Source organism: Bartonella sp. AU55XJBT (assembly GCF_028618525.1).
Genome location: NZ_JAQITC010000020.1, coordinates 1 through 13,778, shown reverse-complemented (window position 1 = coordinate 13,778; position 13,778 = coordinate 1). Strand labels below are relative to the sequence as shown.

9 protein-coding genes, 1 tRNA gene and 1 pseudogene are annotated in these 13,778 nt (G+C 40.8%); all 11 read right to left on the bottom strand.

The features are described from left to right. Positions 1 to 155: 155 nt before the first annotated feature. Complete coding sequence (locus PVV70_RS09150) at positions 156 to 542, bottom strand: MerR family DNA-binding transcriptional regulator (protein WP_273758939.1); 387 nt, start codon at positions 540 to 542, stop codon at positions 156 to 158. Positions 543 to 1,101: 559 nt separating this feature from the next. Further along, complete coding sequence (gene rpoC, locus PVV70_RS09145) at positions 1,102 to 5,313, bottom strand: DNA-directed RNA polymerase subunit beta' (RefSeq protein ID WP_273758938.1); 4,212 nt, start codon at positions 5,311 to 5,313, stop codon at positions 1,102 to 1,104. A 170-nt stretch (positions 5,314 to 5,483) separates the two neighbouring features. After that, entirely contained in the window at positions 5,484 to 9,635 is a 4,152-nt protein-coding gene (gene rpoB / locus PVV70_RS09140; RefSeq protein ID WP_273758937.1) for a DNA-directed RNA polymerase subunit beta, read from the bottom strand. Between the two features lie 287 nt (positions 9,636 to 9,922). After that, positions 9,923 to 10,294 carry a 50S ribosomal protein L7/L12 gene (gene rplL / locus PVV70_RS09135; RefSeq protein ID WP_012231477.1) on the bottom strand — a complete coding sequence of 124 codons (372 nt, stop codon included), beginning with the start codon at positions 10,292 to 10,294 and terminating at the stop codon, positions 9,923 to 9,925. A 99-nt stretch (positions 10,295 to 10,393) separates the two neighbouring features. Then, on the bottom strand, positions 10,394 to 10,912 hold the full coding sequence (rplJ, locus tag PVV70_RS09130; RefSeq protein WP_273758936.1) for a 50S ribosomal protein L10: 519 nt from the start codon (positions 10,910 to 10,912) through the stop codon (positions 10,394 to 10,396). A 357-nt stretch (positions 10,913 to 11,269) separates the two neighbouring features. Next, a complete protein-coding gene (gene rplA, locus PVV70_RS09125) occupies positions 11,270 to 11,974 on the bottom strand; it encodes a 50S ribosomal protein L1 (protein WP_273758934.1) in 705 nt (234 codons plus the stop codon). 4 nt (positions 11,975 to 11,978) lie between these two features. Beyond that, positions 11,979 to 12,407, bottom strand: a complete 429-nt coding sequence (gene rplK, locus PVV70_RS09120; protein ID WP_120122041.1) for a 50S ribosomal protein L11 — start codon at positions 12,405 to 12,407, stop codon at positions 11,979 to 11,981. A 148-nt stretch (positions 12,408 to 12,555) separates the two neighbouring features. Further along, positions 12,556 to 13,086 carry a transcription termination/antitermination protein NusG gene (gene nusG / locus PVV70_RS09115; protein WP_273758933.1) on the bottom strand — a complete coding sequence of 177 codons (531 nt, stop codon included), beginning with the start codon at positions 13,084 to 13,086 and terminating at the stop codon, positions 12,556 to 12,558. Positions 13,087 to 13,106: 20 nt separating this feature from the next. Then, positions 13,107 to 13,319, bottom strand: coding sequence for a preprotein translocase subunit SecE (secE, locus tag PVV70_RS09110; RefSeq protein WP_005773665.1), 213 nt, complete (start codon positions 13,317 to 13,319; stop codon positions 13,107 to 13,109). 223 nt (positions 13,320 to 13,542) lie between these two features. After that, positions 13,543 to 13,618: transfer RNA gene (locus PVV70_RS09105), tRNA-Trp, on the bottom strand. Positions 13,619 to 13,665: 47 nt separating this feature from the next. After that, positions 13,666 to 13,778, bottom strand: a pseudogene (locus tag PVV70_RS09100) (elongation factor Tu); the annotation flags it as partial.

The window sequence follows — 13,778 nt, the reverse complement described above, 5'->3', positions numbered from 1 at the left end:
AATACCTTTGCTGCTTTTTGCGCACGCTCTATTTTTTCAAATGACTTATTATATTTCACGCAGCATTAAAGACCATCCACCCATTAGGATAGCACAACCTATCTCTTTTAATAAAAAGAAAATTGTCTAAAAGTGGAATGAAAGAAATTTCATAATCAACGATTAACCCCCAACTCTGCTAAGCTCTCAAAAAAATTCTCCTCAATTCGTTCTAAATCCTGTAGAAGGTCATCAATATCATGCTGCATTTTCTTTAAATCAGCTCGCTTTTTATGAATTCCTGCAATTAACTTCTTAAGCTTTTTCTCATCATCAGGTGGATCTCCAACCATAGACAACATCTCAGATATTTCAGACAATGAAAATTTAACTCTTTTAGCACGTAGTATTTGTTTTAACTTATGACGGTCCGTTTGTGTATAAAGCCGCGTACTTCCACGCCGTAAAGGAATAATAAGCCCTTCTTCTTCATAATAACGCAAAGTCCGAGCTGTTATTGAAAACTCACGCGTCAATTCTCTAATTGAATAATATTCGTACATTTTATCATTCTGTCTTCATAGACCACGTTGTTATAAAAAATATGCCTGTTTTTTTATAAAACTTTAGTAAGCACCCTATCCTCTACTTTCCCATACTCTAAAATATAAAGACATGTATTCTTATCATACAAATAGTATACAGCAAAAAAACAATTATTTTTTAGATTACAGAAAAGACTATTGATCTTTTCATTATATGGCCTTTTAAACCATTACAGAAGCAATCAATCAAAAATTTTTCTAAAATTCCAAATCAATCGTTATCTGATTTGTAGATAATCGCCTCTTTTCCTTGGAGTATGGTTTTTGAGCTTCATATATTTTGGAAAAAAATTTCTATACTTCCTTCAAAAATAAGAAAACTTTAAAAGGAAACAATAAAAAAGATAAGCACCACTACCAAATAATAAACGACTAAGAATGTTTGAAACGACTATCAGCTTATAATTTTTTATTATTATATTTTTCAGGGGAATATGCAACTTCTACATTTTGATATAAAAAAAACGTCTGAACTTTCTATTCAGACGTTTTTTTATTATATGACGTTGTCTTTAAATTATTCAGCAACGGTTTCGGCTGTCATATTTGTCAACATAGCCTTAGCTGCTTCGTTATTACTAGACTTACGTTGTTCATCTACAATTAAATCATCACGAACTGCTGCAATACGACGAATTTGAGAAATCGTGCCCCCTGTACCAGCAGGAATAAGACGACCGACAATAACGTTCTCTTTAAGTCCTTGCAAAGTATCAATTTTGCCAGAAACCGCCGCTTCGGTCAGAACACGTGTTGTTTCCTGAAACGATGCTGCTGAAATGAAAGAAGGCGTTTGAAGAGAAGCTTTTGTAATTCCAAGAAGAATGGGATTACCAGATGCAGGTTTCTTCCCTTCTGCAATCAAATTATCATTGATTTCATCAAGTTCAATACGATCAACATTATCACCTGGAATATAACCAGAATCTCCAGATTCAGTAATTTCAACCTTTTGCAACATTTGACGAACAATCACCTCAATGTGCTTGTCATTAATAAGAACCCCCTGCAAACGATAAACCTCCTGAATTTCATTCACAAGGTAAGAGGCCAAAGCTTCAACACCCTTAATCGCTAAGATATCATGGGGTGCTGGATTACCATCAAGGATATAATCACCCTTTTCAATTTGATCGCCTTCTTGGAAGTGAAATAACTTACCTTTTGGAATCAAATATTCTACTGGCTCAAGAGTTTCATCATTTGGTTCAATAATAATACGGCGTTTATTCTTATAACCACGGCCAAAGCGAATTGTACCACTGACTTCAGCAATAATCGCATGATCCTTTGGACGACGCGCTTCAAAAAGCTCTGCCACCCGTGGTAGCCCCCCTGTAATATCTTTTGTCTTGGCACTTTCCATTGGCAAACGAGCAATAACATCACCAGCTTTAACATGAGAACCAAGCTCAACAGAAAGAATAGTTTCCACTGACATCATATAACGAGCCTCACCGCCCTTATACAATTTAGCAATGGATTTACCTTCTTTATCTGCGTGAATGATAATGGCTGGTTTGAGCTCCGCACCACGTGGATTAGCACGCCAATCAATCACCAAACGCTTCGTAATCCCCGTAGATTCATCAGCTGTTTCAGTGACTGATAAACCATCAACCATATCTTCAAAACCCACATAACCTTCAACTTCCGTTAAAACTGGGCGTGTATAAGGATCCCATTCTGCTATACGCTGACCACGTTTAACCACATCACCATCATCAACAAAAATATGCGCACCATAGCTAACACGATGCACAACGCGTTCTTTTCCTAACTCATCCTTGATAAGGATAGCCATATTACGCCCCATAACCACCAAATGACCTTCAGAGTTACGAACCACATTACGATTACGAATCTCCACCGTACCTTCATAAGATGCCTCTAAATACGATGAATCAACAACTTGTGCAGTTCCTCCTAAGTGGAAAGTACGCATAGTAAGCTGCGTTCCCGGTTCACCAATGGATTGAGCAGCAATAACACCAACGGCTTCCCCCTGATTAACTGGTGTTCCACGCGCCAAATCACGACCATAGCATTTTGCACACACACCAAGACGTGTTTCACATGTTAAAGCAGAACGAATTTGAACAGATTGAATTCCGGCTTCTTCAATCTTCGCAACATCAGCCTCCTCAATCATCGCTCCACCCTCAAGAATAACCTCTCCAGAGACAGGATGTAAAATATCAACAAGGGCTGTACGACCAAGAATTCGTTGCCCAAGAGAGGCAACAATTTGTCCTGCATCAACAATTGGCTGCATCGTAAGCCCTTTTGCAGTACCACAATCAACGGCTGAAATAATAGCATCCTGTGCCACATCAACAAGACGCCGTGTGAGATAACCAGAGTTTGCCGTTTTTAACGCAGTATCCGCAAGACCTTTACGCGCACCATGGGTAGAGTTGAAGTATTCGTTAACAGTTAGACCTTCCTTAAAATTTGAAATAATAGGTGTTTCAATAATTTCACCCGATGGTTTTGCCATTAATCCACGCATACCAGCCAACTGTCTCATCTGGTTAGCTGAACCACGAGCACCAGAGTGTGACATCATATAGATTGAATTCATAGGCCGTTGACGACCTGTTTTAGGATCAAAGTCGACGGCTTGAATTCGTTTCATCATTTCATCCGCAACACGGTCTGTACATTTACCCCAAGCATCCACAACCTTATTGTATTTTTCACCCTGTGTAATCAAACCATCATTATATTGCTGTTCGTATTCCTTCGCCAAAGCTTCTGTTTCTGCAACCAAACGTGATTTGCTATCAGGAATAACCATATCATCTTTTCCGAATGAAATTCCTGCACGACAAGCATAAGAAAAACCAAGCTGCATAATACGGTCACAAAAAATAACCGTCTCTTTTTGTCCACAGTGGCGATAAACATGATCAATCATTTTAGAAATATTCTTTTTTGTCATTTCTTGATTGACAATATCAAATGAAATATTTGGATTTTTAGGTAAAAGCTCACCGATAATCAAACGACCTGGCGTCGTATCATAAAGTTTAGCAACTTCTTTTCCATCCTTGCCAATATTCTTAACACGACCTTTAATCTTCGTATGAAGCGTTACGACCTTGTTTTCCAAGGCATAATGAAGCTCACCGATATCAGAAAAAGCCATTCCTTCACCCGGTTCTTTTTCAGAAACAATCGAGAGATAATAAAGTCCAAGAACCATATCCTGTGATGGAACAATAATAGGGGCACCATTTGCTGGATGAAGAATATTATTGGTCGACATCATCAAAACGCGGGCTTCAAGCTGTGCTTCAAGAGAAAGCGGAACGTGAACCGCCATCTGATCTCCATCAAAATCCGCATTAAAAGCAGTACAGACCAATGGATGAAGTTGGATAGCCTTCCCTTCAATTAAGATAGGTTCAAAAGCCTGAATTCCCAAACGGTGTAATGTTGGCGCACGATTGAGTAGAACGGGATGTTCACGAATAACCTCATCTAAGATATCCCAAACTTCTGGATGCTCCTTCTCGACAAGCTTTTTTGCTTGTTTTACAGTCGAAGAATATCCTTTTGCATCAAGCCGCGCATAAATGAAGGGCTTAAATAATTCAAGGGCCATTTTTTTAGGAAGACCACATTGATGTAACTTTAATTCAGGACCTGTCACGATAACAGAACGCCCCGAGTAATCAACACGCTTTCCAAGTAGGTTTTGACGGAAACGGCCCTGCTTACCCTTTAACATATCTGAAAGAGATTTTAATGGACGTTTATTGGCTCCCGTAATCACACGCCCACGCCGTCCATTATCAAACAACGCGTCAACAGCTTCTTGCACCATACGCTTTTCATTACGCACAATAATCCCAGGAGCACGCAATTCAATCAGCCGTTTTAAGCGGTTATTACGATTGATAACACGCCGATAAAGATCATTGAGATCTGATGTTGCAAAACGTCCACCATCAAGCGGAACCAATGGACGTAAATCCGGTGGAATAACCGGAATTGTTTTCATAATCATCCATTCTGGCTTATTCCCAGATTCAAGAAAATTTTCAACGATCTTAAGTCGTTTAATCAATTTTTTCTGCTTTAACTCCGAAGTCGTTTCAGCTAATTCGAGACGCAAATCATTGGCGATTTTATCGAGCTCCATACTCGCTAAAAGCTCGTAAATAGCTTCAGCGCCAATCATCGCTGTAAACTGATCTTCTCCAAACTCATCAATCGCAAGCATATATTCTTCTTCGGAAAGAAGCTGGTGGAGCTTAAGAGATGTCAACCCTGGTTCGGTTACAATATAATTTTCAAAATAAAGAACACGCTCAATATCTTTTAAAGTCAAATCTAAAAGTGTAGAAATACGGCCTGGTAACGATTTAAGAAACCATATATGCGCAACAGGCGCTGCCAGCTCAATGTGCCCCATCCGCTCACGACGTACGCGCGAAAGAGTAACTTCCACACCACATTTTTCACAAATAATCCCCTTATATTTCATGCGTTTATATTTACCGCATAGACATTCATAGTCTTTAATCGGACCAAATATACGTGCACAAAAAAGACCATCACGCTCTGGTTTAAAAGTCCGATAATTAATAGTCTCAGGCTTCTTAATCTCACCATACGACCAAGACAAAATTTTCTCAGGACTCGCAATCGAAATACGAATAGAGTCAAATGTTTGCGCTGGCGCTTGAGGATTGAAAAGATTCATGACCTCGTGGTTCATGCTGTTCTCCTTCAAAGATTCTTAGAACCTGTTTTAATATCTCATTCATGTTGTAACAGATCTTCTTTAAAATACATTTACTTTTAAAAATGATCTGTAGACCTTAAATAAGGTCATCGAGCCTCTCAAAGTAATCAGAGCGCAACCTTTTTTCTCGTGCGCTCTTTGAACTATTGTTCTGCCGTATCAGATAACACGCGCTGTGCAATAAGTTCACGCGCATCATCAAGCTCTACATTAAGAGCAAGTGAACGCATTTCTTTCACCAACACATTAAAGCTCTCAGGTATCCCAGCTTCAAACGTATCATCACCACGCACAATCGCTTCATAGACTTTCGTCCGACCAGCGACATCATCCGATTTTACTGTCAACATCTCCTGCAAAGTGTATGCAGCACCATAAGCTTCAAGGGCCCACACTTCCATTTCACCAAAACGTTGACCACCAAACTGCGCCTTACCTCCCAATGGTTGCTGCGTAACAAGCGAGTAAGGACCAATAGAACGTGCATGTATCTTATCATCAACAAGGTGATGCAATTTCAACATGTAAATATACCCTACAGTTACTGGGCGGTCAAAAGGCTCTCCCGTACGACCATCATAAAGCGTAACCTGCCCTGAACTATCCAGACCAGCATCTTCCAGCATCATGTTGATATCAGACTCATGGGCTCCATCAAAAACAGGCGTTGCAATTGAAACCCCTTTCTTCATCTGAAGTGCCAATTTGTAAAGACTTTCGTTATCATACTGACGCACAGGCTCATTATGATTATCATCAGGCATAAGATTTTCAATACGTTGACGTAAAGGAAGTATATCACCTGTCTCTTGATATAATTCTAATAAATCGCCAATCTTTTTACCCATCCCCGCACATGCCCAACCAAGGTGTGTCTCAAGAATTTGCCCAACATTCATACGACTAGGCACACCAAGAGGGTTTAAGACGATATCAGCATGCGTTCCATCTTCAAGAAATGGCATATCCTCTACAGGAAGAATACGTGAAACAACACCCTTATTCCCGTGACGTCCCGCCATCTTATCACCTGGTTGGATTTTGCGTTTCACAGCCACAAAAACCTTTACCATTTTCATGACACCAGGAGGCATTTCATCACCTCTTTGGACCTTTTCAACTTTATCCATAAAGCGACGTTGTAATGCTTCTTTTGATTCATCATATTGCTTGCGTAAAGCTTCAATCTCATTTTGAAGCTTTTCATCCTCAACAGCAAATTGCCACCACTGCGAGCGTGGATAACGCCCCATTACCGTACTATCAAGCTTTTTGCTCTCCGAAAAGCCTTTCGGACCTTCTACAGCGACTTTACCTGTTAACATATCGGTAAGACGCGCATAAACATTGCGATCAAGAATTGACTGTTCATCATCACGGTCTTTTGCTAAACGCTCAATTTCTTCACGTTCAATGGCCATAGCACGCTCATCTTTTTCCACTCCATGGCGATTAAAAACGCGAACCTCAACGACAGTACCAAACGTCCCAGGAGGCATACGCATAGAAGTATCGCGAACATCTGATGCCTTTTCACCAAAAATTGCACGCAGAAGCTTTTCTTCCGGCGTCATGGGACTTTCACCCTTCGGTGTAATCTTTCCAACCAAAATATCACCCGGTTGAACTTCAGCACCAATATAAATAATGCCAGCTTCGTCAAGATTCCTTAAGGCTTCTTCCGCAACGTTCGGAATGTCACGGGTAATTTCCTCAGGCCCAAGTTTTGTATCACGTGCTGCAACTTCAAACTCCTCAATATGAATTGAAGTAAACACATCATCCGCAACAATGCGCTCAGATAACAAAATGGAATCTTCATAGTTGTATCCATTCCAAGGCATAAAGGCGACAAGAACGTTACGGCCAAGAGCCAAATCACCAAGATCCGTGGATGGGCCATCTGCAATAATATCACCCTTTTCTACCCGATCACCGACATGCACAAGAGGGCGCTGATTAATACAAGTGGACTGATTAGAACGCTGAAACTTTTGTAAGCGGTAAATATCAACACCTGATTTTGAAGGATCTAAATCTTCTGTTGCACGAATAACAATACGGGTCGCATCAACTTGATCAACAATACCACTCCGTTTTGCGCTCACCGCTGCTCCTGAATCGCGTGCAACAACGGATTCCATTCCCGTACCAACAAATGGCGCTTCAGCGCGCACAAGAGGAACGGCTTGACGTTGCATGTTCGATCCCATTAACGCACGATTCGCATCATCATTTTCTAAAAACGGAATAAGCGCAGCCGCAACTGAAACCAACTGTTTTGGTGAAACATCCATCAAATCAACATGATCGCGCGGCGCCATTAAAACTTCACCCGCATGACGACAAACAACAAACTCTTCTATAAAACGGCCTTCACTATCTAAGGAAGAATTTGCTTGAGCAACATAATGCTTTGCTTCTTCCATCGCTGAAAGATAAATAACTTCTTTGGTGACTTTACCATCAATAATTTTACGATATGGGCTTTCAATAAAACCATATTTGTTAACCCGAGCAAATGTTGCTAAGGAGTTAATGAGACCAATATTGGGGCCTTCTGGTGTTTCAATCGGACAAATACGACCATAATGCGTAGGATGAACGTCACGAACTTCAAAACCCGCACGCTCACGAGTCAACCCCCCTGGACCAAGGGCAGAAAGACGGCGCTTATGGGTGATTTCCGACAATGGATTGGTTTGATCCATAAATTGCGACAATTGAGAAGATCCAAAAAATTCACGAACGGCTGCTGCTGCAGGCTTTGCATTGATTAAATCCTGCGGCATAACTGTATCAATTTCAACCGATGACATACGCTCTTTTATCGCACGCTCCATACGAAGGAGACCAATGCGATATTGATTTTCCATCAACTCCCCAACGGAACGAACACGACGATTGCCAAGATTATCAATATCATCAATTTCACCACGACCATCACGTAATTCAACCAACATCTTAACAACAGCAAGAATATCCTCTTGACGCAAAACGCGAACGGTATCTGGACAATCAAGATCCATACGCAAATTCATCTTAACACGTCCAACAGCTGAAAGATCATAACGCTCTGGATCAAAAAACAATGAATGAAACATTGCTTCTGCTGTATCGATTGTGGGAGGCTCACCTGGACGCATTACTCGGTAAATATCAAACAATGCATCCTGTCGGCTTTCATTCTTATCCACTTTTAAAGTATTGCGGATATAGGCGCCAATATTCATGTGATCAATATCAAGAATATTGATTTGACCAGCACTAACATCAAGCAAAACTTTTAATACTTTTTCGTCAATTTCATCGCCCGCTTCAAGATAAATTTCACCTGTCTCGTAATTGACGATATCTTCGGCAAGATAACACCCTAATAAATCATCTTCACTAACTTTAACCGCCTTGAGGCCCTTTTCTGCCAAAGATTTTGCGGTACGAACTGTTAGCTTTTTACCAGCTTCCGCAACAACTTCACCACTCTCTGCATCTATAAGGTCAGAAATGAGCTTCATTCCTTTAAAGCGATCAACAGAATAAGGAACACGCCACCCTTCTCCATCACGCTCATAAGTCACTTTATCATAAAACGTCGACAAAATATCTGAGCCATCCATACCTAATGCCATTAACAGGCTGGTAACAGGAATCTTGCGCCGCCGATCAATACGCGCATAAATAATGTCCTTAGCATCAAACTCAATATCCAGCCAAGAGCCACGGTATGGAATAACACGAGCAGCAAAAAGAAGCTTTCCTGATGAATGAGACTTGCCCTTATCATGATCAAAAAAGACACCTGGAGAACGGTGCATCTGAGAAACAATAACACGCTCCGTACCATTAACGATAAAGGTACCATTGGTCGTCATTAAAGGCATATCACCCATATAAACGCCCTGCTCTTTAATGTCTTTGATATCTTTGGAGCCCGTATCCTCATCAATATCAAAAACAATCAAACGCAATATCACCTTCAATGGGGCTGCATAAGTTAAATCACGTTGACGACATTCTTCAACATCAAATTTTGGTAAATCAAATTCATAACCAACAAACTCAAGCATAGCTGTACCGGAAAAATCGGAAATAGGAAATACCGATTTAAAAACAGCTTGCAAACCTTCATCTGGTCGTCCACCTTTCGGTTCCTCAATCATGAGAAACTGATCATATGACGCTTTTTGAACCTCAATAAGATTCGGCATTTCTGCTACTTCAGGAATCTTACCAAAAAATTTGCGTACCCGCTTACGACCATTGAATTGAGACATCATTGCGTGAGTCTGAGCCATCGTCGCTCCTTGATCCTTACTCTTCAAGGTAGACCATCCTTGAAAGTCTTATATCATTAACCTGCATATGCAGACCAGTTCACTTGACACCCAATAATGAGCATCGCTAACTTTCCTCACCAACACAAGCCTTTCTTTAACTTGGCTCTATGATGAGAGATGAGTAGCCCAACCCCATACCCACTATTGCGATTAAATCGTTGGTAAAAGGTTTTTTTACTCATTACTTTCCCTCTTTTTAGAGAAAGAAAATCGGCGAACATAAATGCCCGCCGATAAAATTAAATTCATTTAAGTTCAACTTTAGCACCAGCCGCTTCAAGTTGAGATTTAATTTTCTCCGCTTCTTCTTTAGAAGCACCTTCTTTAATAGGCTTAGGTGCTCCTTCAACCAGATCTTTCGCTTCCTTAAGACCAAGTCCAGTAAGAGCACGAACTTCTTTAATAACATTAATTTTTTGCGCGCCACCTTCAACAAGAATAACATCAAATTCTGTTTTTTCTTCAGCAGCTGGAGCAGCAGCACCAGCAACAGCAGCGACGGCTACAGGAGCAGCAGCCGAAACACCCCACTTTTCTTCAAGTAACTTAGAAAGCTCAGCAGCTTCCAAAAGGGTTAGATTAGAAAGGTCTTCTACGATCTTCGCTAGATCAGCCATTTTTTAATTCCTTTAATTAAAAGATTTGAACCATTATTAAAACTTATTCAAAAAAACAGAAAAGCATTAAAGCTTTTCCATCAACGTGAATAAAAAGCCTTAAGCCGCCTTATCCTCCTGAGCATATGCGCCAATGACACGTGCAACCTGACCGGCAGGTGCATTAACAACCTGTGCAATACGGGTTGCAGGAGTAGAAATCATACCTACAAGTTTTGCCCGCAACTCGTTTAATGAAGGCAACGAAGCCAATGACTTCACAGCATCTACAGTTAAACTTGTTGCACCCATTGAACCGCCAAGGATGACAAATTTGTCATTGCTTTTTGCAAAATCAACAGCAACCTTCGGTGCTGTGATTGGATCTTCTGAATAAGCAATAAGTGTTTGTCCTGTAAACAAACCCATTATCGATTCAGATTCCGTGCCCTGAAGAGCGATTTTAGCAAGACGGTTTTTGGCGACTTTAACGGCACCGCCAGCTTCACCCATTTTCGAACGCAAATCGTTCATCTGTGAAACTGTCAGACCGGAATAATGTGCAACAACAACAGAACCAGACTTCTGAAAAGCCTCGTTAAGCCATGTAACAAATTCGCGTTTTTCCGCTCTATTCACTGTCTCTCTCCATTTAACAGATTTATTTTTAAACAAACCTGTTGGTTACCTTTGATGACATAAAATACTTCATGTCACCGATGAGGATCCTGTCCCCTTTTTCACGCATAGCGTTCAAAGGCAACCTTGGCTCAAACCCTTTAAGTCTTTTAACTCTCAGTTTTTTACCCCAGTCTCATGCAGGTTTTTTTTGATTAAGATGCTTAAAACATCACCTACAATCTCGGACAGGATATTCCGGAATTTCTCCCGGTATAACCTAAGCCCTATAAAGCTTAGATAGCTAAATGCCGGACAAAATCGACATTTAAAATATAATTTTGATCGTCACTTACCTCAAAAAAATTATCAATCAGCTTATACTGACTCTGAACGAACCGTTACTGGATCAACCTTAACACCAACCCCCATCGTTGAAGAAACAGCAACGCGCTTAATATACTCACCTTTTGCACCTTGCGGTTTTGCTTTAATAACTGCACTTGCAAAAGCTTTAATATTTTCTACAATTTTTTCAGCACCAAAAGAAGCCTTCCCAATACCAGCATGCACAATCCCAGCTTTTTCAACACGAAACTCTACAGCACCACCTTTAGAAGCTTTGACAGCACCAGCAACATCAAGTGTTACAGTCCCAACCTTTGGATTTGGCATCAAACTCCGAGGACCAAGAATCTTACCAAGACGACCAACAAGAGGCATCATGTCTGGTGTTGCAATGCAACGATCAAAGTCAATCATCCCCCCATTAATGCTTTCAAACAAATCTTCAGCACCCACGATATCGGCCCCCGCTGCCTTAGCTTCCTCAGCCTTATCTCCACGAGCAAAAACGGCAACACGAACATTTCGTCCCGTTCCGTTAGGCAAATGCGCAACACCTCGAACCATTTGATCAGCATGACGAGGATCAACACCCAAGTTCATTGAAATCTCAATTGTTTCATCAAACTTAGCTACAGCACGCTCCTTAACCATTGAAACAGCATCATTCAAAGCGTAAAGTTGATTAAAATCAACATCTTTGCGGATATTTTTTATTCTCTTTGCTACTTTTGCCATAACATTAGCCCACCACTTCCAAGCCCATCGAGCGCGCAGAACCTTCAACCATACGCATTGCTGCCTCAATGTCATTTGCATTAAGATCTTTCATCTTTGATTCCGCAATCAAGCGAATTTTATCGCGAGAGATACTTCCTACGGACACTTTACCGGGCTCTTTTGAACCAGATTTCAGTTGTGCTTCTTTCTTTAAAAAGAACGATACAGGAGGTGTCTTGAGAGAAAATGTGAAAGACTTATCTTGGTAATACGTAATAACAACTGGAATCGGTGCTCCCTTTTCCATTTCTTGTGTCGCTGCATTAAATGCCTTACAAAATTCCATGATATTAATACCACGTTGACCAAGAGCTGGACCAATCGGTGGAGATGGAGTAGCAGCCCCTGCAGGAACCTGCAACTTGAGCTGACCTATACTTTTTTTTGCCATAATAATCTGCCTTCAATTTCACTGGTACACTAACAATTTATCTTGCTCGCTACCCGCTGCAGTCATGTGGTTCGGATCATTAAGCCGACAAAAGCCATAAATCACCTCCCACTCCTTCCTTAAAGTAATTAAACTACTCTAAGCTTAATCAGAGTTTTTCAACCTGACCAAATTCCAAATCAACAGGCGTAGGACGCCCAAAAATGAGCACTTCAACCTTAAGACGAGAGCGCTCTTCTTCAACCTCTTGAACAATTCCATTAAACGAAACAAAAGGACCATCAGCAACGCGAACTTGCTCTCCAACCTCAAACAACACAGAAGACTTTGGAGATTCAACTCCTTCCTGAACTTGTTTGAGAATCTGCTCAACCTCTCGATCAGAAATGGGAACAGGACGTGCCTCAGACCCTAGAAAACCTGTCACTTTAGGCGTATTTTTAATAAGATGATAAACCTCATCTGTTAATTCAGCACGAACAAGAACATAACCAGGAAAAAATTTCCGTTCAGTATCAACTTTGCGTCCACGACGAACTTCTACGACACGCTCCGTTGGAACAAAAATCTTCTCAAACAGATGATCAAGTCCTTTTTGCTTTGCCTCCTTATCAATAGCTTCCGCTACTTTCTTTTCAAAATTTGAATATGCCTGAACAATATACCAACGAGCCGCCACAGTCACACTTCCTTACATTCTCAACCAAAAAGATATTTCAGAAGATCAATAACCCGCCAAACACCAAAATGCATAACCTGATCCACAATAAAAAAGAAAGCTGAAGCCAATGCAGTTACCAACAAAACCATAACAGTAGAAATAACCGTCTCGCGACGCGTAGGCCACTTCACTTTAACTGTTTCTGCATAAACCTGCTTCAAAAAGGCAATTGGATTAGTTTTAGATGCCATCGTCACACTACACTCTCTCGCCCTATTACACTCTTTTTTAGTGCCATTGTGTTTTATCCAACAAAATAAATACAAAAAAATGCAAAAGCCACCTTCTAGACTGATGCAATTCTTTACTTCCTATTCAATAGCGTCTCACACACAAAAAAACAAGCCCTAGATAAAAAAAAGCGAAAAAGACAGCAAGATCCGCTCCCCCATATCTAAAATTCTATTCTCCTTTTGGCAGGGGCAGCAGGACTTGAACCCGCGACCTGCGGTTTTGGAGACCGCCGCTCTACCAACTGAGCTATACCCCTAACTTTCAAAACCAAAACGCCTTTAGTAACCTTTCAACAAGCATTATTTATTCAATGATTTTAGAGACGATACCGGCACCAACAGTACGACCACCTTCACGAATAGCAAAACGAAGCTTCTCTTCCATCGCAATTGGAACAATCAGAGACACATCCATCG

Bases quoted from the DNA above. Each gene is read 5' to 3' on its own strand.
- PVV70_RS09150 (WP_273758939.1), bottom strand. From the start codon at position 542: ATGTACGAATATTATTCAATTAGAGAATTGACGCGTGAGTTTTCAATA.
- rpoC (WP_273758938.1), bottom strand. From the start codon at position 5,313: ATGAACCACGAGGTCATGAATCTTTTCAATCCTCAAGCGCCAGCGCAA.
- rpoB (WP_273758937.1), bottom strand. From the start codon at position 9,635: ATGGCTCAGACTCACGCAATGATGTCTCAATTCAATGGTCGTAAGCGG.
- rplL (WP_012231477.1), bottom strand. From the start codon at position 10,294: ATGGCTGATCTAGCGAAGATCGTAGAAGACCTTTCTAATCTAACCCTT.
- rplA (WP_273758934.1), bottom strand. From the start codon at position 11,974: ATGGCAAAAGTAGCAAAGAGAATAAAAAATATCCGCAAAGATGTTGAT.
- rplK (WP_120122041.1), bottom strand. From the start codon at position 12,407: ATGGCAAAAAAAAGTATAGGTCAGCTCAAGTTGCAGGTTCCTGCAGGG.
- secE (WP_005773665.1), bottom strand. From the start codon at position 13,319: ATGGCATCTAAAACTAATCCAATTGCCTTTTTGAAGCAGGTTTATGCA.